At 69.3% G+C, this 25,688-nt stretch carries 24 protein-coding genes; 18 read left to right on the top strand and 6 right to left on the bottom strand.

Annotated features, from left to right (window positions below):
• Positions 1–25: 25 nt before the first annotated feature.
• The 4 genes from ITJ67_RS12655 to nikE are packed head-to-tail and all read left to right on the top strand — an operon-like array spanning position 26 to position 5,196.
• Entirely contained in the window at positions 26–1,675 is a 1,650-nt protein-coding gene (locus tag ITJ67_RS12655) for an ABC transporter substrate-binding protein (RefSeq protein ID WP_160070551.1), read from the top strand.
• A gap of 40 nt (positions 1,676–1,715) precedes the next feature.
• Complete coding sequence (locus ITJ67_RS12650) at positions 1,716–2,699, top strand: ABC transporter permease (protein WP_194677909.1); 984 nt, start codon at positions 1,716–1,718, stop codon at positions 2,697–2,699.
• Positions 2,696–3,580, top strand: a complete 885-nt coding sequence (locus ITJ67_RS12645; RefSeq protein WP_160070553.1) for an ABC transporter permease — start codon at positions 2,696–2,698, stop codon at positions 3,578–3,580. The genes ITJ67_RS12650 and ITJ67_RS12645 overlap by 4 nt, the downstream gene beginning before the upstream one ends.
• Positions 3,577–5,196 (top strand): nickel ABC transporter ATP-binding protein NikE, encoded by a 1,620-nt coding sequence (gene nikE, locus ITJ67_RS12640; RefSeq protein WP_194677908.1) that lies wholly within the window; start codon positions 3,577–3,579, stop codon positions 5,194–5,196. Before ITJ67_RS12645 ends, nikE begins: the two co-directional genes overlap by 4 nt.
• Before the next feature lie 30 nt (positions 5,197–5,226).
• On the opposite strand, the gene ITJ67_RS12635 is transcribed toward nikE, so the two are convergent.
• From ITJ67_RS12635 to ITJ67_RS12625, 3 genes are read right to left on the bottom strand one after another with little or no spacing between them, the layout of a single operon-like run.
• Positions 5,227–6,069: a hypothetical protein gene (locus ITJ67_RS12635; RefSeq protein WP_194677907.1), complete on the bottom strand. Its 843-nt coding sequence runs from the start codon at positions 6,067–6,069 to the stop codon at positions 5,227–5,229.
• Positions 6,066–6,794 (bottom strand): LuxR C-terminal-related transcriptional regulator, encoded by a 729-nt coding sequence (locus tag ITJ67_RS12630; protein WP_160070556.1) that lies wholly within the window; start codon positions 6,792–6,794, stop codon positions 6,066–6,068. The genes ITJ67_RS12635 and ITJ67_RS12630 overlap by 4 nt, the downstream gene beginning before the upstream one ends.
• Entirely contained in the window at positions 6,782–8,011 is a 1,230-nt protein-coding gene (locus ITJ67_RS12625; protein ID WP_194677906.1) for a sensor histidine kinase, read from the bottom strand. Before ITJ67_RS12625 ends, ITJ67_RS12630 begins: the two co-directional genes overlap by 13 nt.
• A gap of 127 nt (positions 8,012–8,138) precedes the next feature.
• On the opposite strand from ITJ67_RS12625, the gene ITJ67_RS12620 reads away from it, so the two are divergent.
• A complete protein-coding gene (locus ITJ67_RS12620) occupies positions 8,139–8,675 on the top strand; it encodes a metallophosphoesterase family protein (RefSeq protein ID WP_194677905.1) in 537 nt (178 codons plus the stop codon).
• Between the two features lie 40 nt (positions 8,676–8,715).
• Here the strand turns inward: ITJ67_RS12620 and ITJ67_RS12615 are convergent, their stop codons facing one another.
• Entirely contained in the window at positions 8,716–10,167 is a 1,452-nt protein-coding gene (locus ITJ67_RS12615; protein ID WP_236558223.1) for a helix-turn-helix transcriptional regulator, read from the bottom strand.
• Between the two features lie 231 nt (positions 10,168–10,398).
• Here ITJ67_RS12615 and ITJ67_RS12610 point away from each other — a divergent pair, with 231 nt between their 5' ends.
• The 10 genes from ITJ67_RS12610 to ITJ67_RS12565 all read left to right on the top strand — a co-directional run bounded on the left by ITJ67_RS12610 (position 10,399) and on the right by ITJ67_RS12565 (position 21,514).
• Positions 10,399–12,273: a phosphoenolpyruvate carboxykinase (GTP) gene (locus ITJ67_RS12610; protein ID WP_104240910.1), complete on the top strand. Its 1,875-nt coding sequence runs from the start codon at positions 10,399–10,401 to the stop codon at positions 12,271–12,273.
• A 264-nt stretch (positions 12,274–12,537) separates the two neighbouring features.
• On the top strand, positions 12,538–15,165 hold the full coding sequence (gene valS / locus ITJ67_RS12605) for a valine--tRNA ligase (RefSeq protein ID WP_194677904.1): 2,628 nt from the start codon (positions 12,538–12,540) through the stop codon (positions 15,163–15,165).
• Between the two features lie 67 nt (positions 15,166–15,232).
• Entirely contained in the window at positions 15,233–15,760 is a 528-nt protein-coding gene (locus ITJ67_RS12600) for a hypothetical protein (RefSeq protein WP_194677903.1), read from the top strand.
• Between the two features lie 2 nt (positions 15,761–15,762).
• Complete coding sequence (locus tag ITJ67_RS12595) at positions 15,763–16,113, top strand: hypothetical protein (RefSeq protein ID WP_194677902.1); 351 nt, start codon at positions 15,763–15,765, stop codon at positions 16,111–16,113.
• A 204-nt stretch (positions 16,114–16,317) separates the two neighbouring features.
• Positions 16,318–18,408, top strand: coding sequence for a M3 family metallopeptidase (locus ITJ67_RS12590; protein ID WP_194677901.1), 2,091 nt, complete (start codon positions 16,318–16,320; stop codon positions 18,406–18,408).
• Between the two features lie 179 nt (positions 18,409–18,587).
• Entirely contained in the window at positions 18,588–18,911 is a 324-nt protein-coding gene (locus ITJ67_RS12585) for a hypothetical protein (protein WP_194677900.1), read from the top strand.
• 112 nt (positions 18,912–19,023) lie between these two features.
• On the top strand, positions 19,024–19,350 hold the full coding sequence (locus ITJ67_RS12580) for a hypothetical protein (protein WP_194677899.1): 327 nt from the start codon (positions 19,024–19,026) through the stop codon (positions 19,348–19,350).
• Complete coding sequence (locus tag ITJ67_RS12575; protein WP_194677898.1) at positions 19,347–20,444, top strand: hypothetical protein; 1,098 nt, start codon at positions 19,347–19,349, stop codon at positions 20,442–20,444. The genes ITJ67_RS12580 and ITJ67_RS12575 overlap by 4 nt, the downstream gene beginning before the upstream one ends.
• A 113-nt stretch (positions 20,445–20,557) precedes the next feature.
• Positions 20,558–21,076: a GNAT family N-acetyltransferase gene (locus ITJ67_RS12570; RefSeq protein ID WP_194677897.1), complete on the top strand. Its 519-nt coding sequence runs from the start codon at positions 20,558–20,560 to the stop codon at positions 21,074–21,076.
• Between the two features lie 9 nt (positions 21,077–21,085).
• Complete coding sequence (locus ITJ67_RS12565; RefSeq protein ID WP_228502779.1) at positions 21,086–21,514, top strand: hypothetical protein; 429 nt, start codon at positions 21,086–21,088, stop codon at positions 21,512–21,514.
• Here ITJ67_RS12565 and ITJ67_RS12560 read toward each other — a convergent pair.
• Complete coding sequence (locus ITJ67_RS12560; protein WP_194677895.1) at positions 21,511–22,203, bottom strand: nucleotidyltransferase domain-containing protein; 693 nt, start codon at positions 22,201–22,203, stop codon at positions 21,511–21,513. The two genes, ITJ67_RS12565 and ITJ67_RS12560, sit on opposite strands and share 4 nt — an antisense overlap.
• A gap of 121 nt (positions 22,204–22,324) precedes the next feature.
• Positions 22,325–22,831, bottom strand: coding sequence for a hypothetical protein (locus ITJ67_RS12555; RefSeq protein ID WP_194677894.1), 507 nt, complete (start codon positions 22,829–22,831; stop codon positions 22,325–22,327).
• A gap of 115 nt (positions 22,832–22,946) precedes the next feature.
• On the opposite strand from ITJ67_RS12555, the gene ITJ67_RS12550 reads away from it, so the two are divergent.
• The 3 genes from ITJ67_RS12550 to ITJ67_RS12540 all read left to right on the top strand — a co-directional run bounded on the left by ITJ67_RS12550 (position 22,947) and on the right by ITJ67_RS12540 (position 25,135).
• Complete coding sequence (locus ITJ67_RS12550; protein WP_194677893.1) at positions 22,947–23,231, top strand: hypothetical protein; 285 nt, start codon at positions 22,947–22,949, stop codon at positions 23,229–23,231.
• 203 nt (positions 23,232–23,434) lie between these two features.
• A complete protein-coding gene (locus tag ITJ67_RS12545) occupies positions 23,435–24,370 on the top strand; it encodes a patatin-like phospholipase family protein (RefSeq protein WP_194677892.1) in 936 nt (311 codons plus the stop codon).
• 117 nt (positions 24,371–24,487) lie between these two features.
• On the top strand, positions 24,488–25,135 hold the full coding sequence (locus ITJ67_RS12540; protein WP_160070572.1) for a heme oxygenase (biliverdin-producing): 648 nt from the start codon (positions 24,488–24,490) through the stop codon (positions 25,133–25,135).
• Positions 25,136–25,688: the final 553 nt, after the last annotated feature.

Raw genomic sequence — 25,688 nt, 5'->3', positions numbered from 1 at the left:
TCAAATAAGCAGTTACACTCTCCGAGTGCCAGCATCAGCCACCCGCCGCGCGGCGAAGCCCATCGCGCTCCTCGCCCTCGCCGCAGCCCTCATCGTGCCACTTGCCGCATGCTCCAGCGAGGCGACCTCGTCGGACCAGCCGCAAACCCTCAGGTACGCCTCGGGAGACGCTGAGCCCACGTGCCTCGACCCGCACGTCGGAGGCAACTGGCCCCAGGCGATCCTCGCGAACCAGTTCCTGGAGTCGCTCTTCTCGAAGAACGACGCAGGGGAGATCATCCCATGGCTCGCAACGGGAGCCGAAGCGTCCGACGACCAGCTGAGCTGGACGATCACCCTCAAGGAGGGCGTGAGCTTCACCGACGGCACCCCGTTCGACGCGGACGCCGTCGTCGCGAACGTCGAGCACATCAAGGACCCCGAGACCGCCTCGTCGACGGCCATCCTCGCCCTCGGGAAGGTCTCCGAAGCGGTCGCGGTCGACGAGCGCACCGTGCGCTTCGACCTCAGCGAGCCCGACAGCGCGCTCCTGGAGTCGCTCGCACAGACCTGGCTGGCCATCGAGTCCCCCGCAGGGCTCGAGCGCGGGGCGGAGGAGAACTGCCTCGCCCCGATCGGCACCGGCGCCTTCCAGGTCGCGTCGTGGGAGAAGCAGTCCCAGGTCGTGCTGACGCGCAACGAGAACCACACGACAGCGCCGGAAGACGGCGTGACGAGCGAGGGCCAGCCCGGCGCGACGGTCGGCACCATCGAGTGGAAGTTCATCCCGGACGCCGCCACCCGCCTCGCCGCGCTCCAGTCCGACCAGGTCGACATCATCGACTCCGTGCAGCCGGATGCGCTCTCGCAGTTCCAGGCGAACGGCGCGGAGGAGACGCTCATCGGCGCCCGCCCCGGTGTGACGGCCCGCATCGAGCTCAACACGACGCGCGCGCCCTTCGACGACCCCAAGGTGCGCGAGGCGTTCGCCGCCTCGGCCGACATCGACGCTGCGGTCGAGTCGCTCTACTTCGGAACCCTCGACCGGTCGACCTCGGTGCTCTCGAGCGCAACACCCTTCGCGACCTCGCACCCGGACTCCTTCGGGTTCGACGCGGCACGCGCATCCACGCTGCTCGACGAGGCCGGATGGACCGAGCGCGACGCCGACGGCGTCCGCACGAAGAACGGCGAGCGCCTCGAGGTAGCGTTCCCGGTCTCCACGAACCAGTCGATCCCGGCCGAGATCTCCGTGCTCGAGCAGATCGCAGCGACGAGCGCCGAGGTGGGCTTCGATGTGCGGCTCGAGCTGCTCGATCTCTCGACCTGGTACGAGCGCAGCGGCACGTGGGAGTTCGACGCCATCGTCGCGCCGTACTCGAAGAACTCCGCCGATGTGCTCCGCATCGTCTACTCGACCGACAGCATCACCCCCGCCCCGAGCGGCTACCACGCCAACAACACCGGCCTCTCGCTGCCGGCGCTCGACGCGGCGCTCGACGCGGCCGCGAAGACGAGCGACGACGCCGAGCGCGAACGTCTCTACGGCGAGGCACAGCAGCTCATCATCGACAGCGGCACCGTCATCCCGCTCTACGACCAGACGGTGCAGTTCGCCTACGGCGCCAACGTGCACGGCTTCCGCCTCCAGCCGAACGTCAACGTGCCCTCGCTCGTGAACGTCACCATCGAGTAACTGGGCCACGACTGAGCACGGCGCACGAGACAATCGTCGGATGACGAAGGATGCGCGACCTCGCGCGGCACGCCTGCTGCCGCTGATTCCGCGCATCCTCCTGCGTCTCGGCGGCGCGGTGCTCGTGCTGTGGGCCGTCGTCACCGTCACCTTCTTCGCGGTGCGCGCCGTGCCGGGCGACCCCGTGCTCGCGATCCTCGGCGGGCCGGGCTCCAACGCGAGCGCCGAGGCCGTCGCGCAGGCCCGCGCCGAGAACGGGCTCGACCAGCCGCTCTTCCTCCAGTACCTCGCGCAGCTGTGGCGCACGGCGACCGGAGACCTCGGCTTCAGCTACGCCCAGCGCGAGAGCGTCGCGTCGCTCATCGGCGAGCAGCTGCCTGGTACGCTCGCCCTCGCCGGCCTCTCCCTCCTCCTCGCCTGGGCGATCGCGCTCACCGTGGCCTGGTGGTCGACCGGGAGGAGCCGAATCGCGTGGGGCATCGCATCGACGCTCGAGGTCGTCGCGGCGGCGGTGCCGCACTTCTGGCTGGCCTCCGTGCTCGTGCTGATCTTCGCCGGAATGCTCGGGCTTCCGGTCGCCGTCTCGGGCCCGGGGCTCGCCGGGCTCATCCTGCCGAGCGTCACCCTCGCGCTCCCCCTCGCCGGGTACCTCGGGCAGGTCATGCGCGAGCAGATGCTCGACGCCCTCGAGTCGCCGTTCGTGCTGGCCGCGCGAGCGCGGGGCGAGGGCCCGAGCGGCATCTTCTGGCGGCACGTGCTGCGCCACGCGGCGATCCCCGCAGTCGGCCTCAGTGGCTGGGCCCTCGGCTCCCTCGTCTCCGGCGCGGTGGTCGTCGAGACGATCTTCGCGAGGCCAGGACTCGGCCGCTCTCTGCTCGCCGCGGTCGGTGCGCGGGATGTGCCCTACGTGATCGGAGTCCTCGTCGTCGTCGCGGCCGCCTACATGGTCGTGACCGTCCTCACCGACCTGATCGAGCCGCTCATCGATCCGCGCTCGCGCGACCGAGCGGGCGTGACCGCATGAGTCTCGACGCGGCAGCGGTCCGGGATGCTCGTGCGGGCACGACGGGACAGCGCGACGGCCGCACCCGCTCCGGTTCCCGGCGCGGGCTCTGGCTCGGCGTCTGGCTCGCCGTGGCGGCGATCTACCTTCTGGCCGCGGTCTTCCCGCAGCTCCTCGCCCCTGGCGACCCGCTCGCCGTGAACCCCGCCGATGCGTTCTCGCCTCCCGTCGCCGCGCATCCGCTCGGCACGGACGAGTCCGGCAGGGGGGTCTACACCCGCATCGTGCACGGCGCCTCGTCGTCGCTCACGATCGGCGCCCTGGCAACCGTGATCGGGCTCCTCCTCGGCGCCGTGTTCGGCCTCGCCGCGGGCCTCGGACCCCGATGGCTCGACTTCGGGACGACGAGGATCGTCGAGGTCTTCTTCGCGTTCCCCGGCATCCTCCTCGCGCTCCTGCTCATCACGCTCGCGGGCCCGGGCGTCGTCACCACGACCATCGCGGTCGGCCTCTCCACTGCCCCCGGCTACGCGCGCCTCATCCGCTCACAGGTGCTGCGCGTGCGGGCGAGCGCCTACATGGAGGCGGACCTCGTGCTCGGCAGGTCGCGCTGGCACAGCTTCACGAGGACGCTGCTGCCGAACGTGGCCTGGCCCCTCTTCTCGCTTGCCACCCTCGGCCTCGGCCAGGCCATCGTGTGGGCGGCTGCGCTCAGCTACCTGGGCCTGGGCGAACCACCACCCAGCCCGGAATGGGGATCAATGCTCTCCGCCGGCCGCCTCTACCTGCCGACCGGCAGCTGGTGGCTCACCATCTTCCCCGGCACCGCGATCGTGGGCGCGGCCGTCACGGCGACGATGCTCGGTCGCATCATGCAGCAGCGCACGAGGCAGGCAGGATGAGCGACGCATCGAGCCCGGAACCCCGGCGGGAAGCGCCGACCGTGCGGGCAGAAGAGCTGCGCATCTCCTTCGGCAACTTCGAGGCGGTGCGCGGAGTCTCCTTCGACGTGCGGCGCGGCGAGTGCCTCGCGCTCGTCGGCGAGTCGGGCTCCGGCAAGTCGGTGACCGCCAGGGCGCTGCTCGGGCTGAGCGGCGACGGCGCCCGAGTGGAGGCCCGCACGCTCAGCCTCGGCGGCGTCGACCTGCCGCTGGCGAGCGGCGACGGCGACTGGCGGTCGATCCGCGGCGGGCGCATCGGGCTCGTGCACCAGGATGCGCTGGTCGCGCTCGACCCGCTCCGCCCCGTCTGGCGCGAGGTCGACGACGCACTGCGGCTGCACACCGGCCTCGGGCACGAGGCGCGCCGCCGCCGCGTCCTCGAACTGCTCGAGCGGGCTGGACTCGAGGACCCCGGGTCGATCGCGCGCCGCCGCAGCGGCCAGCTCTCCGGCGGCCAGCGACAGCGTGTGCTCATCGCTGCCGCCTTGGCGGGGGAACCGGAGCTGCTCATCGCCGACGAGCCGACGAGCTCTGTCGACCAGGCCGTGCAGGCGCAGCTGATCGAACTGTTCTCCGCACTCAAGGCCGACGGCATGACGATGCTCTTCATCACCCACGACCTGGGCGTCGTCCAGCGCCTCGCCGACCGGGTCGCCGTCATGAGCGAAGGACTCATCGTCGAGACGGCGCCGACGGCGCGGCTCTTCGCGGCTCCCGAGCACAGGGTCACTCGCCAGCTGCTCGCCGCGCAGCCGAAGCCGGCTCCCGGCCCGCTCGCGAGCACGGCCGCGGCGGATGTCCCTCCGCCGCTCCTGGAGGTGCGCGGCGTCTCGAAGACCTTCCGGGGAGCGGGGAGCGCGCCCATCCAGGCCGTGCGGGAGGCGTCCTTCACACTCTCGCGCGGCGAGACGCTCGGGATCGTCGGGAGCTCGGGCTCCGGCAAGTCGACGCTGGCCCGCATCGCGCTCGGCTTGGAACGGCCGGACGCGGGCACTGTCTCGTTCCTCGGCGACGCCTGGAGCCCCGCCCCCGAGCGCCTGCGCCGTGCCCGCCGAGCGAAGCTCGGCTCCGTGCCCCAGGATGCGCTCTCGAGCTTCGACCCCAGGCGCACGGTCGGCGAGATCCTCGCCGACGCGCTCACCGCGGGGCGCTCGACGTCCGTCCGGACGAGGCGCGACGCCATCGACGCGGCGCTCGAACGAGTCGGGCTCGACGGCTCGATCGCCGGACTCCGCCCGCTGCACCTGAGCGGCGGCCAGCGCCAGCGCCTCGCCATCGCCCGCGCGCTCGCCCCCGAACCAGAGGTGCTGCTGTGCGACGAGCCCGTCTCATCCCTCGACGTGACCGTGCAGGCGCAGGTGCTCGCGCTCCTCGAACGCCTCGTCGACGAGCTGGGCCTGGCCTGCGTGTTCATCTCGCACGACCTCGCCGTCGTCGCGCAGCTCGCCGACCGAGTCGCCGTCATGAGCGACGGCGAGATCGTCGAGACGGCATCCGTGTCCGAGCTGTTCTCCACGCCGAAGCACCCGGCCAGCCGCACGCTCCTCGACGCCCACAAGAGCCTCGAGGTGCGCTGAGCCGACCGGGCGCATCGCCGCCGGTATCGCCTACTCGACCGTCAGGAACCCCGAGCCGACGGACACCGAGAGCGTGTTCTTGGCGGAGTCCGACTGCCGGACATTGACGTTCGCCATCCCCGACTCGTTCAAGCCCGTCTCGAGCTTGTAGGTGCCGTCCGGCAGCGAGACGCTTCCGAAGCCCGACTCGAGGGAGATGTCGGTGCTCTTCGGGGCCGCTCCCCCGAAGATGGCGTTGAGGGCCCCCGAGCTGGCGGCGAGCACCACATCCCCTGGCACCTCGGCGTCGATGTTGGAAGCGCCAGACCCCGTCGTGAGGCTCAGGTTGGCCGCCGACCCCTCGAAGTTGCTCGCACCCGAGTTCGTCTCGATGACCAGGTCCCCGAAGTCGCCGTCGATGGTCGCGGCCCCCGAGCTGACGTTGACCTGCGCATCCAGCTCCCCGTCCTCCAGGCTCTCCGGGAGGGTCAGCGAGAGCTCCTCCTCACCGAACCCGCCGCCGTTCCTGGTGCCGCCCACCCGCTCGACGACGAGCTCGCCGCCCTCGGTCACGAGCTGCCACTCGTCGGCCTTCGTGAACCCCTTCGACTGCACACGCAGCTCGGCCTGCGAGACGTCGCCGAACTCGATCTCCATGCCGACCGAGTCGATGTCGACGCGCAGCGAGGTGACGCCGGCGATCGACTGGCGGATCGTGGTCTCGTCGCGCAGGACGTCGCGGAGATTGGCGAAGAATCCGCTGGTCACGGTTCCGGCGACGACCATGCCGCCGATGATCGCGACCGTGATGGTGATCCACCCGAATCGCTTCGGGCTGATGCCATCAGCGTCTGCGTCTGGGCGGGCGTCGGGCTCGAGAGTTGGCGTGGTCATCGGAGTTCTCCGTTCGTGGCGCGGGCGGTGAGGCCCTGTCCATCGAGGTGTGTCTGTGGCTGCGGGCGGGGCGCATGCCCCTGCCCGTCGAGATGGGCGAGCACGGCGAGCACCCTGCGGTTGCCGCCGTCGCCCTGGTCGAGCTCGAGCTTCTGGAAGACCGCAGAGATGTGCTTCTCGACGCTCCCCGCGCTGACGTGGAGCTCCTCGGCGATCGCATGGTTCGAGCGGCCTTCGGCCATGAGTCCGAGCACCTCGGACTCGCGGGGTGTGAGGCGCTCGAAACGCGCATCCCTGGTCTTCCGGGCGAGCAGCTGGGCGACGACCTCTGGGTCGAGCACCGTGCCGCCAGCCGCGACGTTGTCGACGCCGGCGAGGAACTGCTCGACGTCGGCGACCCGATCCTTGAGGAGGTAGCCGAGCCCGCCCCTCGAGCTCGAGATGAGCTCGGACGCGTACCGCTCCTCCACGTACTGCGAGAGGACCAGCACGGCGAGGCCCGGGTCGGTGGCCCGGAGCCGGAGCGCGGCCCGGATGCCCTCGTCGGTGAACCCTGGTGGCAGGCGGACGTCGAGGATGACGAGCTCCGGGTCCGTCTCGGCGACGAGCCGGTCGAGCCTGCCGTCGTCGGCGAGGATGCCCACCATGGTGTGGCCGGCGTCCTCGAGCAGGCGGGCGATGCCCTCCCGCAGGAGCGCGGAGTCTTCGCAGATCAGGATGCGCATGGCACGCTCACCTCGATCGTCGTCGGGCCTTCCGGCGGGCTCGAGATCATGATCGCGCCGCCCGCCGCTTCGATGCGGTCGGTGACCCCGTCGAGTCCGCCGCCGGGGACGAGACGTGCCCCGCCTCGTCCGTCGTCCTGGATGCGAGCCCAGAGCATCGAGCCGCGCATGCGGACCTGCACCGAGATCTCCGACGCACCAGAGTGCTTCGCCGCGTTGCCGAGCGACTCGGCGACCGCGAAGTAGACGGCGGCCTCCGCATCCTTCGAGCAGCGGCCGGGGAGCTGCGCATCGAGCACGACCGGGATGTGCGAGCGGGCAGCGAGCCCCGAGAGCGCGGCGTCGAGGCCACGGTCGGTGAGCACGGCGGGCTGGAACCCACGGGCCAGCTGCCGCAGCTCGGTGACAGCGTCCTTCGTCGAGGCGTGCGCCTCGTCGATGAGCTCGGCCGCCCTGGCGGGATCCGATTCGAGCTTCTGCTTGGCCATACCGAGTGTCATGCCGATCGACACGAGCCTCGGCTGCACGCTGTCGTGCAGGTCACGCTCGATGCGGTCGCGCTCCGTGGCTGCGCCGCGAACTGCGACGGTGCGGCGACGCCCCGCGTCGCGCACTTCCTCCTCGAGCTGCTGCTCCCGGTCGCGGGAGAGGAGGCTGATGGATGCCGCGCGCTGCACGTAGGCGAACGCGACGATGAGGGCGACGGCGACCAGCAGCATGCCGATGCCGATGAGCAGGCCGATGAACGGGCTGACGGCGAAGTCCATGCCCCAGACGCTCAGGGTCTCCCGGTTCTGCAGCGGCGAGAAGAGCGCGAAGACGCCGGAGACGCCGAGCTGCAGGGCGCCGAGGGAGAGCGTTCCGAGCACCGCGACGATCACGAGGTGCAGCATCGCCTTCCAGTTCGCCCCGTCGGCGAACTGCACGAGCGGCGTGAGCACGAACCGCCAGCCGTCGCGGCGACGCGATCGGCGCATCCCGGCGTCGTCGAGCGGCCGGTCGTAGAGGGCCGCCACCCGGCGCCGCTCGAAGGCGGAGACGCCGCGGAACGAGAACGCGAGGCCAGCGAGGACGACGACGCCGAAGCCAAGCACGAAGAGCAGTCCGACGCCGAGTCCCAGGAGGCCGAACATGAGCGAGAGGAGGAGCGGCGCTATGACGCCGCCGGCGGCGAGGTGCAGCGAGGTCAGACTCAGCTGCTTGACGTTGTTCTTCATGTCCACAACGCTATGGTCGCGCGCCTCGCCGCGACACGGAGCATCCCTCACTCCTCAGCGGGGGTTTTCCCCCAGATGGTCTTCCCCACATCGGGAAGCATCCGGGCGCAGCTGCGAGCATGGATGCATGACTCTGGACGTCGTGATCATCGCCGACACCCACCTCCCGAAGCGCGCGAAGGCCCTCCCTGAGGTGCTCTGGCGGGCGATCGAACGCGCGGACGTGGTCTTCCACGCCGGCGACTGGGTCGACGGCGACACGCTCGATGCGCTGCAAGCTCGGGCGAGCCGGATGGTCGGGGTGTGGGGCAACAACGACGGCCCCGAGCTGCGGGAGCGCCTCCCGGAGGTCGCCAGCGTCGAACTCGACGGCGTCCGTTTCGCGATGATCCACGAGACCGGGCAGAAGGCGGGGCGGGAGCGCCGCATGGAAACGCTCTTCCCCGACACCGACGTGCTCGTCTTCGGGCACAGCCACATCCCGTGGGACACGACCACCCCCAACGGGCTGCGCCTCCTCAACCCCGGCTCCCCCACTGACCGTCGCCGACAGCCGCGGGTCACCTACCTGAGCGTGCGGGTGGATGCCGGGCAGCTCACGCGGGCGGAGCTGCGGGACGCGCGCACGGGTGATCTGGTTCCAGACGCCGACGGCGCTCCCTGAGCACCGGATCCCGACTCCCACCCCGGCTCCCGGCTCCCGGCTACGAGTCGGCGGTCGCCGTGTCTGCGTCGATGTCGTGCCGCTCGAGGAACTCGAACACCTCGCGCTGGTCGACGCCGGGGAAGTCGCCCGTCGGGAGGGGCGAGAACACGTGCGCGTGCACGCGGGCGCTCGGCCAGGCCTTCGCCGACCAGCGCTCGCTGAGGTCAGCCCCCGGAGTGCGGCAGCACGCCCCGTCCGGGCAGGTCGACGACGCGCGCTGCTTCGTGTCGCGCCCGCGGAACCAGCGGGCCTCGTCGAACGGCACCCCGATGGTGATGGAGAACTCGCCGGCGTCGGCGTGCCCGGTCTGGGTGGAGCACCAGAACGTGCCGGCAGGGGTATCGGTGTACTGGTAGGTCTCCGTGGTCCGGTTCGTCCGGGCGAGGGCGCTCACGGCCGAGAACTTCCGGCACACGAACTGGCCCTCGACGGAGCCGGTGACGTCCTGCGGGAGCGGGAGGGAGTCGTTCTCGTAGGCCTTCGAGATGGAGCCCTTGTCGTCGACGCGCAGGAAGTGCAGCTTGATGTCGAGATGTGAGGTGAGCAGGTTCGTCATGCGCAGGGCGGCGGCTTCGTGGGTCACGCCGAACGCGTCCCGGAAGTCCTCGACGGCCATGTCGCGGCGCTCCTTCGCGTCGCGGAGGAACGCGACCGAGCGCGCCTCCGGCATGAGGCAGGCCGCCGCGAAGTAGTTGATCTCGAGGCGCTGGCGCAGGAAATCGGCGTAGTCCTCGGGGCGGCGGTGGCCGAGCACCCGGTGCGCCATTGCCTGCAGCGCCATCGCGCGCAGCCCGTGCCCGCCGGGGATGGAGGCTGGCGGCAGGTAGATGCGGCCGTTCTCGAGGTCGGTGATGGAGCGCGTGGACCTTGGCAGGTCGTTGACGTAGATGAGCTGGAACCCGAGGTGGTCGGCCATCTTGCCGACCGAGTGGTGCATGAGGGCGCCGCGCGTGTGGTCCACCCTGCTGAGCAGCTCGTCGGCGAGCTTGTCGAGGTCGGGCATGTAGTTGTCGTGGGCGCGCATCGCGAGCCGCAGCTCGGTGTTGGCGCGGCGCGCTTCCTCGGGCGTCGCGCTCGCCTCGGTCCGGCGTCGCACGATCTCGCTGTGCATGCCGGTGAGGGCGCGCAGCACCTCGTCGGAGAGCGACTTCGTCGAGGGGATGCGCGGGAGGCCGAGCTCCTGGTACACGGTCGAGGTCTGCGCGCGCTCGAGCTCGATCTCGAGGCGGGAGCGATCATCCGGCGGCGTGTTGGCGAGCATCTCGCTCAGGTCGACGTCGAACACCTCGGCGAGCTGCTGCAGCACGGAGAGCTTCGGCTCGCGCTTGCCGTTCTCGATGAGCGAGAGCTGGCTGGCGAGCAGCCCGGTCCTCTCGCCGAGCGCTTCGAGTGTGAGCGAGCGCTCCTTGCGGTAGTAGCGGATGCGCCGCCCGAGCAGGAGGGAATCCACTGCGCCGCCTTTCCCTGTGGTTGCTGTCGATTTTTGCGCAGCGGGGAAAGGACCGAGTCCGCTCATGGGTGCCTCCGGGCATCTGAATTGCTGATGTGTGAAATTTTGCCATTTTTCTCGGCCAATCTCCATCCCGTGGCGTCCGGCGCAGGTCAACACTGGGTGTACGACGCCATGCACGTATGCGAGACGGAGACAGCTCGCATGCAGAACCGTGAAAGCAGCATCGAAATGACTGAACAGGCACATGACCACCTCGACGTCCCGCAGCGGGCAGCGAACCCGGAAGTCAACGACTGGGTCCGCGAGATCGCCGCGCTGACGAAGCCGAGCCGCATCGTCTGGTGCGACGGCTCCCAGTCCGAGATCGACGCCCTCACCGCCGAGATGGTCGAAGCAGGCACGCTCATCAAGCTCAACGAAGAGCTCCGCCCCGGCTCCTACCTCGCCCGCTCCGACGCCGGCGACGTCGCCCGCGTCGAGAGCCGCACCTACATCTGCTCGGAGAACGAGGAAGACGCAGGCCCCACGAACAACTGGCGCGCGCCCGCCGAGATGAAGGCAGAGCTGAGCGGCCTCTTCGACGGCTCCATGCGCGGCCGCCCCATGTACGTCGTGCCCTTCGCGATGGGCCCGCTCGGCGGTGCGATCACGCAGTACGGCGTCGAGATCACGGACTCCCCGTACGTCGTGCTGTCGATGGCCCTCATGACCCGCTCCGGCGACGGCGCCCTCGAGCACCTCACCCCAGGACGCGACTGGGTGAAGGCACTCCACACGGTCGGCTTCCCGCTCGAGTTCGAGGACGGGTCGAGCCGTCCCGACGTCGCCTGGCCGCACAACGAGTCGAAGTACATCACCCACTTCCCCGAGACGCGGGAGATCATCTCCTACGGCTCCGGGTACGGCGGCAACGCGCTCCTCGGCAAGAAGTGCTTCGCGCTGCGCATCGCGTCGGCCATGGGGCACGACGAGGGCTGGATGGCCGAGCACATGCTCCTCATCCAGGTCACGAGCCCTGAGGGCAAGACCTACACGCTCACGGGTGCATTCCCATCCGCGACGGGTAAGACGAACTTCGCGATGATGAAGCCCAAGCTCGATGGCTGGAAGGTCGAGACGCTCGGCGACGACATCGTGTGGATGCGCAAGGCCGCGGACGGTCGACTCAACGCCATCAACCCAGAGTTCGGCTTCTTCGGCGTCGCTCCCGGCACGGGCTACGACACCAACCCCGTCGCGATGGAGACCATCACGACGAACACGATCTTCACGAACGTCGCGCTGACCGACGACGGCGACGTCTGGTGGGAGGGAATGACCGACGAGGCGCCCGCGCACCTCATCGACTGGCAGGGCAACGACTGGACTCCCGAGTCCGGAACGAAGGCCGCGCATCCAAACGCCCGCTTCACGGTGCGCGCCTCGCAGTGCCCGACCCTCTCCCCCGCCTGGGAGGCTCCGGACGGCGTGCCCGTCGATGCGATCCTCTTCGGCGGCCGCCGTGCGAGCAACGTTCCGCTTGTCTTCGAGTCGAAGGACTGGCAGCACGGCTGCTTCCTCGGCGCGACGCTCGCCAGCGAGCAGACCGCAGCCGCAGAAGGCCCAGTCGGCATCCTGCGCCGCGACCCCTTCGCCATGCAGCCCTTCGCCGGCTACCACATGGCCGACTACTGGGGACACTGGCTGAACATCGGCGCCGACCTCGGCGACAAGGCACCCCGCATCTTCCAGGTCAACTGGTTCCGCAAGGACCAGGACGGGAAGTTCCTCTGGCCTGGCTTCGGCGAGAACGTGCGCGCCGTGAAGTGGATCGTCGACCGGCTCGAGAACCGTGCCGACTCGCTGGAGAGCCCCATCGGCCAGCTGCCCGTCACGAGCGACATCGACATCTCGGGCCTCGAGGGCTTCGAACCTGCCGCGCTCGAGGAGATCTTCACGGTCGACCCCGAGTCCTGGCTCGTGGAGGTCGGCGTGACCCGCGAGTACTTCGACAGCATCGGCGAGAAGGTCCCCGCGGCGCTCTACACCGAACTCGACGCCGTGCACGGCGCGCTGGACGCGGCTGCCGCATCCACCCAGACCAAGGCCCCCATCGGGGCCTGACAGACGGCGGCGAGCGGGACTCCGACCACTCGCCGCAAGCTGTGCCCCTCCGCGCGCGCGTGGCGCGGAGGGGCGCACAACTCCTGGCAGCTCGAACCCCTGTGTTCGCAGCTGAGCCCCTCAAGGATGCGCCCCTGAGGGGCTTTTCCTTGCCCTCGCAGGCGACCCGCCCGGCAACCCGCAACACCCCGGGAGCCGCTACCCTGGATGGGTTCACAACAGGCACCCCAGACTCGGTGCCGCCAACATCGACACGGAGTGTGCATGTCCAGCTCGCCCTCAGTTCCCTCTTCTTCCTCAACTCAGGGCATTCCTGACAAGCCCGTCCTCGAGGGCCTCGAAGTCAAGTGGGGTGAGCGCTGGGAGGACTCCGGCACCTACCGCTTCAACCGCGAAGGCGCCACTCGAGGCGACATCTACTCGATCGACACGCCTCCCCCCACGGCGTCCGGCTCGCTCCACGTCGGCCACGTCTTCTCGTACACGCACACCGACGTCGTCGCGCGCTTCCAGCGTATGAGCGGAAAGCGCGTCTTCTACCCGATGGGCTGGGACGACAACGGCCTCCCCACCGAGCGACGCGTGCAGAACTACTACGGCGTGCGCTGCGACCCATCGCTGCCCTACGAGGCCGACTTCACGCCGCCGCACGAGGGTGGCGACGGCAAGAGCATCAAGGCCGCCGACCAGCAGCCCATCTCGCGCCGCAACTTCATCGAACTGTGCGAGCAGCTCACCATTGAGGACGAGAAGGCCTTCGAGGAGCTCTGGCGCCAGCTCGGCCTCTCGGTCGACTGGACGCAGAGCTACCGCACGATCGACGACTCCTCGCGCCGCAAGAGCCAGCTCGGGTTCCTCCGCAACCTCGAGCGCGGCGAGGCGTACCAGGACCAGGCGCCGACGCTGTGGGACATCACCTTCCGCACGGCCGTCGCGCAGGCCGAGCTCGAAGACCGCGAGCAGCCGGGCGCCTACCACCGCATCGGCTTCACCCGCGAGGGTGGCGAGCCGATCTTCATCGAGACGACGCGTCCCGAGCTCCTCCCCGCGTGCGTGGCCCTCGTCGCGCACCCCGATGACGAGCGCTACCAGCCGCTCTTCGGCACGACCGTCACGACGCCCCTGTTCGGCGTCGAGGTGCCCGTGCTCGCGCATCCGCTCGCGCAGAAGGACAAGGGCAGCGGAATCGCCATGATCTGCACGTTCGGCGACGTCACCGACGTCGTGTGGTGGCGTGAGCTGAAGCTCCCGAACCGCACCGTGCTCGGCAAGGACGGCCGCCTCGTCGCGGATGCCCCCGAGGCCATCACGAGCGAGGCCGGCAAGGCCGCGTACGCCGAGCTCGTCGGCAAGACCGTGTTCAGCGCCAAGAAGGCCGTCGTCGAGCTCCTCCAGGCGTCCGGCGACCTGGTCGGCGACCCCAAGCCCATCCAGCACCCCGTGAAGTTCTTCGAGAAGGGCGACCGCCCGCTCGAGATCGTCTCCACCCGCCAGTGGTACGTGAAGAACGGCGCGACCGACGTCGACCTCAAGGCCCGCCTCATCGAGCTCGGCCGAGAGATCTCCTTCTGGCCCGACTTCATGCGCGTGCGCTACGAGAACTGGGTCGAGGGCCTCTCCGGCGACTGGCTCATCTCGCGCCAGCGCTTCTTCGGCGTGCCCATCCCCGTCTGGTACCCCATCGACGCCGACGGCGAGGTGCAGTACGAGTCGCCCATCACCCCGGATGCGTCGCAGCTGCCCGTCGACCCGTCCTCCGACGTCCCGAACGGCTACACCGAGGCGCAGCGGGGCGAGGCTGGCGGCTTCCTCGGCGAGGTCGACGTCATGGACACCTGGATGACCTCCTCCCTCACCCCGCAGCTCGCTGGTGGATGGGAGTCCGACGAGGAGCTCTTCGGTCTCGTCTTCCCCTACGACCTGCGCCCGCAGGGCCAGGACATCATCCGCACGTGGCTCTTCTCGACCGTGCTGCGCGCGCAGCTCGAGCACGGCGTAGCCCCCTGGTCGAACGCCACGATCTCCGGCTTCATCGTCGACCCCGACCGCAAGAAGATGTCGAAGTCGAAGGGCAACGTGGTCACGCCCGCCGACATGCTCAAGGCGCACGGCTCCGACGCCGTCCGCTACTGGGCGGCCTCCAGCCGCCTCGGCACCGACGCGGCGTTCGACCCGAAGAACCCGACGCAGATCAAGATCGGCCGCCGCCTCGCGATCAAGGTGCTCAACGCGTCGAAGCTCGTGCTGGGCTACGGCGACCACGTCGGCGAGGTCACGGAGCCGCTCGACCGCTCGATGCTCGCCGAGCTGAACCGAGTCGTCGGCGAGGCGACAAAGGCGTTCTCCGACTACAACCACGCTCGCGCGCTCGAAGTCACCGAGACCTTCTTCTGGACGTTCTGCGACGACTACCTCGAGCTCGTGAAGGAGCGCGCGTACGGCGCCGGCGAGGACGCCGCGGCTCAGGCCTCGGCCGTCACCGCCATGCGCTCGGCGATCGACGTGCTCCAACGCCTCTTCGCCCCGTTCATCCCGTTCGCGACCGCCGAGTCGTGGTCGTGGTGGCACGACTCCGAGCTGCACACGGCGGCCTGGCCGACGTCGGCGGACCTCGCGGCGGCCGGCGACCAGGACGGTGCGCTCCTCGCACTGACGAGCACGGCCCTCACGAGCATCCGCGGCGCGAAGACCGCGGCGAAGGCTTCCCAGAAGACGCCAGTGGCGAGTGCCGTCATCGCGGCGCCAGAGGAGTCGGTGGCGCTGCTTCGCCTCGCTTCCGCGGATCTCCGCCACGTCGGGCGCATCGAGCAGCTCGACTTCGAGGTCGCCGAGGCGCTCGAGGTCCGGGATATCGAGCTGCTCGTCGTCCCGCAGACCGAGGCGTCGTCGTAGGCTGGGGGTTCCCCCCAAGTCTGAGTGCAGCAGCGACGTCAGTGACAGAAGAGGAGTCAGGGCCGGCATGACAGTTCCTGAAAAGGCCAAGCCCCGCAAGCGAACGCGGGACCGCGCCGCGGCGCGTCCCAGCATCGAGGTCAGGGCCATGGGTCCGACCGACTACTTCGTCTGGCAGCCGCTGTTCGCGCAGCACGTGGATGCGCTGGGCGAAAGCTCCAACGACGGGCGCGCGCTCGGCGTGTGGCGCCACGTCGCCAGCAAGACGGGCAACCTCGAGGGCATGATCGCGTTCGTCGAGGGCGAGCCGCGCGGCTACGTGCTGTTCCGTGAGCGCCTCGATATCCGCGGTGCGCGCACGGTGCTGAACATCGAGGCGAAGTACTCGGGCGCCGACTCGAACCGGGCGGCCGTCAACGAGGAGCTCCTCGGCGCGGTGTTCGCCGCGGCCGCGAAGCGTGGCTTCGATGCCATCTCGTGGCTGGTCGACGCCGAGGACGAGGTCGGCCTGCAGCAGTCCGCGCGCATGGGCAGCCGCAGCGACGAGGTCCGCTTCGAGATCTCCGTCGACTCGCGTCAGCAGAACGAGGCCTAGACGTGCTCATCGGCGAACGGTGGCGGGCGGGCAGCCGCCCGCCACGCTCGCTCGAGCAGTACCAGGAGTTCGTCGAAGCCTGCTCCGCGCAGGAGCACGTCCTCTCCCCGACGGTCGGCGACGTCTCGAAGCTGTGGTGGACGCTCACCTGGCTCGAGGGGCGGCCCGTCGCCGAGCTCGAGCAGGGGCCGCGGGTCGCGCTCCGAGCTGACGGCTCGGTGCACGTGAGCGGCGCCGAGGAACCGGTCGGAGCTGGTGTCGGCGTCGCCGACGGCGACTCCCCCGAGCACGACGTGTTCGACGAAGACGACGATGACGACGATCTCTTCCCGGAGCCAGCGCCCCGCGCCTGAACGTCGTCTCCGCGCTGCGCGCGCTGCCCCCCCCCTGGTCCCGGGTCCCGGGTGTCGAAAGCTGACTTATGGTCGTCTCGATCGCGTGAGAACGACCACAACTCCGCTCTGCGTTTCGCGGACGGGGTGACGACCGGATGCGTCCGCTGAGCGCGGACAGCGGATGCGCGTGCCATGTCGGTGGTCGCGCCTAGGGTTGGAAGCATGACCCAGACCGTGCAGCTCGACGCCGAGAACCCGTTCGCCAACCCCAGCTCGCTTCCCTTCCAGTTGCCGCCGTTCGGAGAGGTGCGCGAAGAGCACTTCCTCCCGGCGTTCGAAGCTGGCATGGCGCAGCAGCTCGCGGAGGTCCAGGCGATCACGGCGAACCCCGAGCCTGCGACGTTCGCGAACACGGTCGAGGCCCTCGAGCGTTCTGGTCAGCTCCTCGAGCGCACGGCCGCCGTCTTCTTCACGCTCAGCTCCGGCGACGCGACCCCCGGCATCGACAAGATCGAGGCGGAGATCGGGCCTCGGCTGACGGCGCACGAAGACTCCATCACGCTGAACCGGGCACTGTTCGCGCGCATCCAGTCGGTGTACGACACCCGCGAGCAGGCGGGGCTCACCGACGAGCAGACGTTCCTGGTCGAGAAGGTGCACCGCAACTCGAGCCTCGCGGGTGCCGGCCTCGACGATGCGTCGTCGGCTCGTCTGCGTGAGCTCAACGGCCGCCTGTCGGAGCTCGAGGTGCAGTTCGACCAGAAGCTGCAGGCCGACAGCAACGCGCTCGCCCTGGTCGTCGACTCCGCAGAAGAGCTCGCGGGGCTCGACGAGAGTGCCATCTCGGCCGCATCCGCTGCCGCGGAGGCTCGCGGGCTCTCCGGCAAGTACTTGATCTCGCTGGTGCTCTTCACGGGCCACCCGCTGCTCTCGACGCTCACGAACCGCGAGACCCGGCGCAAGCTGTTCGAGGCGTCGTCCTCGCGCGGCAGCCGAGGTGGCGACCACGACACGAGGGCCACGGCGCTCGAGATGGTGCGCGTGCGCGCCGAGCGGGCCCGTCTGCTCGGTTTCGAGAACCACGCTGAGGCCGCCGCGGCGAAGTCGACCGCAGGGAGCGCATCCGCGATCCGCGCGCGCCTCGAGCAGCTCTCGACTCCCGCCGCCGCCAACGCGCGCCGCGAGCAGGACGTGCTGCAGGCCACCATCGACGCCGAACAGGCCGCCGCCGGTGAGCCGAGCTTCGCGCTCGAGCCGTGGGACTGGGCGTTCTACACCGAGAAGGTGCGCGCCCGCGACTACGCCGTCGACACGTCGCAGATGCGCCCGTTCTTCGAGGCGAAGGCGGTGCTCGAGAACGGCGTCTTCTCCGCCGCGAACCGCCTCTTCGGAGTCACGTTCACCGAGCGGCCCGAGCTGCGCGGTCACCACGCGGACGCGGTCGTGTACGAGGTGGGCAACGAGGACGGCACCGAGGTCGGGCTGTTCTCGCTCGACCTCTACACGCGCGATTCGAAGCGGGGTGGCGCGTGGATGAACTCGGTCATCCAGCAGAACCGCCTGCTCGGCGAGCCGACGGTCGTGCTCAACACGTTGAACGTGCCGAAGCCCGCTGAGGGCTCGCCGACGCTGCTCACCTTCGACGAGGTGGAGACGCTCTTCCACGAGTTCGGGCACGCTCTGCACGGCCTGTTCGCACTGGTCGGCTACCCGAGCCTGGGTGGTACGAATGTGCCCCGCGACTTCGTCGAGTTCCCGAGCCAGGTGAACGAGATGTGGATGCTGTGGCCCGAGGTGCTGCGCAACTACGCGAAGCATCACGAGACGGGTGAGCAGCTGTCGGAGGAGCTCGTCGAGCGCCTGCTCGACTCGGCGTCATTCAACGAGGGCTTCGGCACCAGCGAGTACCTGGCTGCGTCGGTCATCGACCTCGAATGGCACTCGCTGTCGCCCGAGGAAGCGGCCGAGGTGACCGACGTCGAGGCATTCGAGCAAGCCGTCCTGCGCCGCTACGGGCTCGATCTTCCCGCCGTGCCGCCGCGGTACACGCTCCCCTACTTCCAGCACATCTTCGCCGGCGGCTACAGCGCCGGCTACTACGGCTACATCTGGAGCGAGGTGCTCGACGCGGCGACGGTCGACTGGTTCGCGGAGCAGGCGGAGCTCGACGGCGGCCTACGGGCTGCGGGCGAGCGCTTCCGTCGCAGCATCCTCGAGCCTGGCGGCTCCCGCGAGGCGATGTCGCTGGTCAGCGACCTCCTCGGCGGCCCGGCCCCCATCGAGCCGCTGCTCAAGCGCCGCGGACTGCAGTAGTCGCGATGGAGGGGCTTCGGCCCCTCCATCTTGCGGCCGCTTCGGCACGCTTCGGAGGCCTCTGGACGCGGACATCTGGGATGACGAGGCGTTCCTCGGCACGAGTTGATGTCCGAGTAGAGTTTCCCGCTCTGACTGCGCTGAGCCGACGTCCAGAACGGCATGTTCGGCTGGACGGCATGGAGCTCTTCTGGGGTATCGCGTTGATGGTGGTCGGCGGTACGGCATCGGTCGTCGACAACTGGCGCCACGCGGTCGTGAACCCTGAGCACCGGATCCCGTGGATCGGCCGCCCTCCGGCGCTCCCCCGAGCCTGGTACGTGGCGCGCGCGATCATGGGGGCCGCAACGGTGGCAGGAGTGGTCATGGTCATGAACGCCACCGCAATGCCGTTCGTCATGGTCGCCGTGCTCACCGCGGCCGCTCTCCTCCCCGGGTTCTTCGTATCCGTTGCGCACAACAGACGAATCAAGCGGCTTCGGTTTGAGGGCGCCCCTCAGTAGGAATCGAACTGCAGCAGCCCAAGTCGCACTCAGGAAGAGAAACTCCGCGGATTACTGCACCTGCAACGGTGCAACCGGTGCTGCTTTACTCCTCGACCGATACGGTGGATGCATGAGTTCGTCGGTCGTCGTCGTTCCGCGGGGTCACTGGATCAGTGCCTGGTTCCTCCACCTCTTCGCAGTTCCCGTCGTCCGCGTCGACGACGTAGACCACCCGGCCCGTTGGGGACAGCCGACCGAGGTCACCGTTGAGCCTGGCTCGCACAGAGTCGTCGTCGGTGCGAGGTACCACGGAGCCGGAAGCGCGGTCGGCATCGGGGGCAAGGAATCCAGCTTCGTGGTCGCTGAGCAGCAGCGACTCGTCTTGGACGCCAGAAACGGCTTCCTCAACCACGACCCCTTCCGAGTGACCGAGCGCGCGATCGGCACACTTCGGTGACCGGTCCGAATGTCCCGGTCATGGGATGCTCGGGAGCCGCGCGCGATGTCGCCGCCCGCCTGCTCCTCGGCCCCCGCGGGCGCAGGCTGTGCCTCGAGTACGCCGTGCACTCCAGCCCCGCGGTCGGCTCGGCTCTGTTTCCACTCGCGCGTCACCTCGACGTCAACCCGGGGGCTCGCTACAGCCTGACCGGACGCGCGCCCGCGCCAGCGGACGATCCGATCCCCACTGCTGAGGAGTTGGTCGCTTGCCTCCGCACCGTCGACCTGTCAACGGTCGACCCCGAGGGAGCGACGGAAGCGCTGCGCGCGTCACTCAACTCGGCCCGCTACTGGCAGGAGCCAGACGGCAACGACGAGGTTGCGGCGTTGCCCGAAGTCCGGGCCGCACTCCACCCGCTCGCTGAACTTATCGCCGCAGCGCTCCCGGATCTCGCCTCACGGCGGGGAACGAAGCAGTGGGCGGTGGACTGGAACTCGGCGGAGAACGCCGCACCGCTCCCCACCGACCCGGCAGCTGCCCTCAGGATGTGGACGCGGGAGCTGGCAGACGAGGAGCAACGGGCAACACGAGACCGCCCATTAGATCCACACGCCCGCTGGTCCGGAACGTGGTGGTCGGTGCCACAGACGATCCTCGAAACCCGAGGAACCGTTGAAGCGGCGCTCGAGCTCGTGGAGGACTCCTTCGGCTGGACGGCGGCGACCTTCATTCCGGTCAGCGGGTTCGGCTCCGTGCTGGAGATCGAGTCGGCAGACGACTGGGCCAGGCTCTGCCGCGACTACCCGGTCGAGGTGACGGCCTCGCGGCGCCACGACTGGTTCCGGACGACTGGGCGGAACGGTCGCTGGGTCATTCCACACTGGGAGCGCGTCGCGCAGGACTGGGACGCTGTGCACCTCACGGCTCTGGGCTACTACTCCTCGGCAACGCAGCTCGTGCGTGTCGATGCGGAGTTCGCATCCGTGATCGCAGGGTGGGCGCCGGACTCGACGCTGTGGCTCCGCGACGTCGCCCGCGAAGCTACCGCGGCACGCCAGGAGTGGTCCCGGCCGACTGATCAGGATGAGTGGGCACGCATCACCGACGCGTAGTCACAACGCCTGACCTTCAACCTGTGGGTAGAGCCGGAGGCAAGGTCGCTCGTACGGGACAAGCCGAGCTACTTTGCAGACCTCTCACGAACAGCGCCGTACGGTTGTGAATCATGATCCAAGACCACGTTCGCGTCGAAGCGGCGTCCGAGCTTGACGTCCCTGCGGTATCGAATCTCATCGCCCAAGCGCGTGCCTGGTTGGCGTCTCGTGGCATCGACCAGTGGCAGGACGAGGTGCCGATGTCGCTCCTGGAATCCGATGCGGCGGACGGGCGCCTGTTCGTCGTGCGGGACGGGGACCGCACCGTGGCGACAGTCACCCTCTCCGACTCCGACACCTCGATCTGGGGCACCACCGCGCGCACGGCTCTCTACGTGCACCGCTTGGCGGTCGCGCAGACGCACCGGGGCGTCGGTCTCGGCAAGAGCGTCCTCGATTGGGCGCGGTCGCAGGCGACGGCTGGCAGCATTCCGCTCCTTCGCCTCGACTGCGCAACCGAGAACCGCGCGCTGCGGTCGTACTACGAACAGCGAGGGTTTCGGCACGTTCGGGATGCCACCGTCATCTCACCCGACGGTGCACGCGAGCTGGCGTCCAGCCTCTACGAGGCAGAGCTCCCTCGCCTCTGAGAGGTGCTCGTGCCGATCTTCGCCACGAGTCCCACCGCCGCGGTGAGGCGTCACCCAGAACAACGTGTTCGTGTGGGCCATATGGAACTCTTCTGGGGGATCGTGCTGCTGTCCATTGGATCGGCGGCGTGCGCCGTCGACGTCGTCCGACTGTCCAGGAGCAACCCGGGGCAGAGGATCCCGCTGTTCGGCCGGCCGCCGAAGCTGCCGCGCCTGTGGTTCCTCCCCCGCCTGGTCATGGTCTTCGCCGTCATAGGTGGATTGCAGCTGCTCGGGCGAGCCGCAGACCTGATGTTCCTCCTGACCGCCGTCTTGCTGGTAGTGATCCTGCTCGTGCCGGCTCTCGGGGTCGCAGCGCTGCACAACCGCCGGATCGGCATGCTCGACGCGAGGAAGGCGCAGGACGATCTCGGAGGATCCGAGGCCACCGGGCGCTAGCGGATAAAACCCGCCTGCACCCTGCCGCCAACCCGACGCAGCTCCGCGTCCACTCGGTCCGCGAAGGCGGCGAAGTCGAGGTCCAGGAGAGGCGCGGCGAGATCGTCAGCATGCTTTGCGTCCCACCGTCTCAGCGCCCTCACCAGGTGCTTGCTGCTTGCCAGCCAATGCCCATTCGTGAGCAGCAGAAGCTCCGCCGTCTTCTCGAACAGCAGCCCCGCTGTCACGCGCTGTTCAAGGGGGTCGGCGGCGTCTCGCAGATCATCGAGCAGGTCAGTCACCTCGTAGCGCCTGGCCGCGAGCTCCTGCTCGTGGGCGCGCGGGCCCACCTCAAGGACCGGGCACCAGCGTTTCCGAAGCTCTTCGAGCCGGGCTCCGCCACGCACCTCGAGTCCCTCCGCGAGCATGTTGAGAAGCACAGGTCGGAACGTGGCGAGGTCGCGGCCGACCCACTCCTCGAAAGCCTGCTCGGTGTAGGAGAAGAGCTCCATACTCTCCCCGTCGTAGGCCACGTTCGTCGCAAGGCTCGAGCGCCCGCTCCCGAACATCTCCTCCGGCCCGATGAGCAGCAGGTCGATATCGCTCGTCGCCGTGCGTCGTCCAGATGCGGAGCTTCCGGCCATGACGGCGACCTCCGCCCGCGGGAATCGTTCTGCGACGAAAGCGGCGGAGACTTCGAGCGGTTCCATGTCAAGAGCCTAGGACGCAGCCGGAACCCAGCCGCCATTCGTCGGGATTGCGCGTCACTCCGCGCATCCGCAGCGAAACGGGCGAATACCTGCGGCGAGCAGGCACTGACGGTGCGCGGTTCTAGATCCGCGCGGCCGCTACGAGGTCAACGACGCGCATGACCTCGCGCTTCGGTGAGAGCTGCACCACCGTGATCGCGGCCGCGAAGGCTGCGCTGTTCTTCTCGCGCGCAACCTGGATGCGGCGCCGGAACGTCCCCAATTGCACGTCGAGCTTCTCGGCAGCATCGGCGACCGACATGCCAGGCAGCTCCCCGCGAGGCGTGGCGCCGATCGCCTCGGATGCGATCTTGTTTCGCTGCGCTGCACGCTCGCGTGACTGCTGCGCCCTGGCCTCGCGCTCCTCGGGGGTGCCGCCGAATCTCGTGGTCGCGGTCGCGCCCGTGACGCCAAGCGCCGCGCCGATCTGCGCCCACGTTGACCCGGCGGCGCGAGCGCGCTCAACAGCATCCACGAGGCCGACTTCCTCCAGCCATCTGGCCGCGTCGCGCGTCGCCGTGACGCGCGCAAGCGGATCGCCGTCGCCCGGGGCCAGTCGTTCGAGGGCAGATTCAAGGGGTTCACGCATAGCATCCATCTGATCGAGCGTACGTCGAGCAACGGCAACCCGTCCGCAGGCCACCTCGAACCGCTTCGACAGCACTCCCTGGCCGCCTCACGCCTCGGCCGGTATCCTCGGCGGCATGCTCAGCGACGGCAACCAAGTGACTGCGGAGTCGGTCCCGGACTGGGAGTTCCGGTCCAGCACAGGCGAGCGTGAGCAGGCGTCGCTGACCGGGGATCAGCGCATCCGCCTGACTCACCTGCAGTCACTTCTCCCGGCGACAGGTCACACCCTGCCCGCGCAGCGCCACGAAGAGCTGACCATGGGGTTGCGAGCGCTCGTCGAAGAAGGGGTCAGCGTCGACCTGCTGGAAGTCGAGCTCCGCCTTCCCCGTGCCTTCGTGGCCAGCATCAACGAGGCTTGAGCCAGGCTCTCTCGGCTCGCGGCTCTCGGCTGATTCGCGATCCGCCCCGCCAGGCGTAGTGTGTTCTCCATCGTGATCCGAAGCCAGGAGGTGACACCCATGAACGCAGGACCAACAGTGGGTGCTCCCCGCAGCTCACGAACTCGCGACTGAGCAGGTCGCGCTGGGAGCGCCCGTCACGTACCGTGCGAAAGGCAACTCCCATGGATCTTCCCTCCTCCTCCGCCCCTCTGCTCGTGCCGCCTGAAGCGCGCGGCCCCGGCCGTGCACTTGTGCTCGGCGGAGGCGGTTCAACCGGCAATGCCTGGCTCATCGGGGTGCTCGCGGGCCTCGGCGCGGCGGGCCTCGACGTCGCGTCCGCCGACCTCGTCATCGGCACCTCGGCGGGGGCAACCGCCGGCGCCCAGCTGGCCGGGGCGACACCGTCCGACCTGCTCGAGGCGATTCTCACCGCGCCCACGCAACCCCTCCCGTCCGGGCCACGGCACCCGCCCACACCGGGGGCCGCATCCCAGCAGGTCACAGCCCAGCTCGAACGGATGCAGCGGCTCATCGACGGATCCGCGGACGCCACGGACATGCGCCGACGGCTCGGCGCATCCGCGCTCGATCGACTGGCCGCTGCCGACGGATCGTGGCAGGACCGCTGGCGCAGCATCGTCGCCTCTCGCCTCCCAGTGCTGGACTGGCCCGCGAGGCCGCTGCTGTTCACCGCCGTCGACGCCGGGACCGGCGACCCGGTGACGCTCGACCAGCACAGCGTCGCGGACCTCGTCGACGCCGTCGCAGCGAGCACGTCGAGCGGCCTTCCCTACAGCGTCGGCGATCGGTGGCTCATCGACGGCGGCTTCCGCCGAAACGAGAACGCCGACCTCGCAACGGGCTTCGACCGTGTTCTGGTGCTTGCCCCGTTCTCGGGGAAGAGCCTCACACCACCCGAGTGGGGTCTGCAGCTGGATGCGCAGCTCGAGGAGCTGCGCACGACCGGCAGCACCGTCGAGACGATCTTCCCGGGCGCCGAGCTCGACCACCTGTTCGGGGCAAACGCCATGGACCTCTCCCTGCGACCGTCCGCCGCTCGCGCCGGATTCGCCCGTGGGCAGCGCTATGCCGAAGAGGTGGCTGCGATCTGGGTGTAACGATGGGATGAACTCTTCGCCCAGAGGATTCCCAGAGGAAGTAAGGGTGACCTAAGCTGAGGGAATTCAGTCTTCGGTGCGATCTCCTCGCGCCGATCCCGCCCGAAGGGATCCCTCATGACCATCGTCACCGACACCGCGACGACCATCAGCGCGCGCCTGCGCGAGCGCACCTCGCAGGCCCACGAGAGCGCCGAGCGCTCGCGCTTCCTCGAGCGCCTCCTCGGCGGCGAGCTCGGCATCGACGCCTGGGCTGCACTGCTGCAGCAGTACGGCTTCATGTACGAAGCGCTCGAGAGCGCGGCGGTCCCCGTGCGCGAGAGCGGCACGCTCGGCGCCATCCCGGCCGTTGAGCTGAACCGTGCCGCCTCGATCGCGGCCGACCTCGAGGCGCTCGCGCCGCGGCTCACACAACCGCTCCCCGGTGAGCTCCCGGCAACCCGCGACTACGCGGAACGCATCACCGCATCCGCCGCCGACCCGGCCCGCTACCTCGCACACCACTACACGCGCTACCTCGGCGACCTGTCCGGCGGGCAGGCCATGCGCGTCATGCTCGACCGCACTTACGGGCTCCCCGCGCACGAGGCGACGTTCTTCGACTTCACCGAGATCCCCGCGATCGTGCCGTTCAAGCGCGCCTACCGCACCCAGCTCGACGACCTCGCCTTCGACGAAGCGGCCATCGTGCGCCTCCTCGACGAGGCCAACGCGAGCTTCACGTGCAACGAGCGCATCTTCGAAGCGCTCGACGCGCGCTTCTAGCGACAACCGCACGCACCGCGCAGGCGCGAACGGCCCGCATCCACTCGGATGCGGGCCGTTCTTGCGTGCTCGCAGGCCTCCGCACCGACTCGCGCACCTCGCGGGCACGGGACCCAACCCGGCAAGTGCCCGCAGAGTTGTGGCGAAACGCGGTCAGGGCAAGCAGCAACAGCATCGGGCCACAACCCTGCGCCACCGCCTGAGCCTGGACCTGCACCCGCCACGCGCACCCGCAGCTGTCCCTGCGTCTGCGCCCACACCCGCATCCGCACCCGCGGCTGCACCTCCACCTGCACTCGACGGCGCCGCCCACGAGCGACACGAGCGCAAAGTTGTGGTCAGGTGAGGTCGGGAAGCGGAGCTACAGCATCCCGCCACAACTCTGTCGAGGTAGCAAGGCAACGAGTAGAGCAGCACGCAGAGCTACAAACGACACGAGCGACCCCCGCAAACGTGGCGAGCGTCCCAGCACATGGTCGGGAGCTGAGTTGTGGTCGCTACAAGCGCACTTTGACGACCACAACTCCACTTTGGGCGAGCGGACCACAGGTCC

Origin of the sequence: Pseudoclavibacter sp. VKM Ac-2867 (genome assembly GCF_015351275.1) — a bacterium.
Taxonomy (GTDB): Bacteria; Actinomycetota; Actinomycetes; order Actinomycetales; family Microbacteriaceae; genus Pseudoclavibacter.
This window is presented reverse-complemented; position numbering and strand designations above follow the sequence as displayed.

Coding starts and splice junctions, on each gene's coding strand:
- ITJ67_RS12580 (WP_194677899.1), top strand. CDS start 19,024: ATGAGTTCGTCGGTCGTCGTCGTTCCGCGGGGTCACTGGATCAGTGCC.
- ITJ67_RS12570 (WP_194677897.1), top strand. CDS start 20,558: ATGATCCAAGACCACGTTCGCGTCGAAGCGGCGTCCGAGCTTGACGTC.
- ITJ67_RS12620 (WP_194677905.1), top strand. CDS start 8,139: ATGACTCTGGACGTCGTGATCATCGCCGACACCCACCTCCCGAAGCGC.
- ITJ67_RS12630 (WP_160070556.1), bottom strand. CDS start 6,794: ATGCGCATCCTGATCTGCGAAGACTCCGCGCTCCTGCGGGAGGGCATC.
- ITJ67_RS12625 (WP_194677906.1), bottom strand. CDS start 8,011: ATGAAGAACAACGTCAAGCAGCTGAGTCTGACCTCGCTGCACCTCGCC.
- ITJ67_RS12585 (WP_194677900.1), top strand. CDS start 18,588: ATGGAGCTCTTCTGGGGTATCGCGTTGATGGTGGTCGGCGGTACGGCA.
- ITJ67_RS12600 (WP_194677903.1), top strand. CDS start 15,233: ATGACAGTTCCTGAAAAGGCCAAGCCCCGCAAGCGAACGCGGGACCGC.
- ITJ67_RS12635 (WP_194677907.1), bottom strand. CDS start 6,069: ATGACCACGCCAACTCTCGAGCCCGACGCCCGCCCAGACGCAGACGCT.
- ITJ67_RS12545 (WP_194677892.1), top strand. CDS start 23,435: ATGGATCTTCCCTCCTCCTCCGCCCCTCTGCTCGTGCCGCCTGAAGCG.
- ITJ67_RS12540 (WP_160070572.1), top strand. CDS start 24,488: ATGACCATCGTCACCGACACCGCGACGACCATCAGCGCGCGCCTGCGC.
- ITJ67_RS12590 (WP_194677901.1), top strand. CDS start 16,318: ATGACCCAGACCGTGCAGCTCGACGCCGAGAACCCGTTCGCCAACCCC.
- ITJ67_RS12650 (WP_194677909.1), top strand. CDS start 1,716: ATGACGAAGGATGCGCGACCTCGCGCGGCACGCCTGCTGCCGCTGATT.
- ITJ67_RS12555 (WP_194677894.1), bottom strand. CDS start 22,831: ATGCGTGAACCCCTTGAATCTGCCCTCGAACGACTGGCCCCGGGCGAC.
- ITJ67_RS12610 (WP_104240910.1), top strand. CDS start 10,399: ATGACTGAACAGGCACATGACCACCTCGACGTCCCGCAGCGGGCAGCG.
- ITJ67_RS12550 (WP_194677893.1), top strand. CDS start 22,947: ATGCTCAGCGACGGCAACCAAGTGACTGCGGAGTCGGTCCCGGACTGG.
- ITJ67_RS12560 (WP_194677895.1), bottom strand. CDS start 22,203: ATGGAACCGCTCGAAGTCTCCGCCGCTTTCGTCGCAGAACGATTCCCG.
- ITJ67_RS12645 (WP_160070553.1), top strand. CDS start 2,696: ATGAGTCTCGACGCGGCAGCGGTCCGGGATGCTCGTGCGGGCACGACG.
- valS (WP_194677904.1), top strand. CDS start 12,538: ATGTCCAGCTCGCCCTCAGTTCCCTCTTCTTCCTCAACTCAGGGCATT.
- nikE (WP_194677908.1), top strand. CDS start 3,577: ATGAGCGACGCATCGAGCCCGGAACCCCGGCGGGAAGCGCCGACCGTG.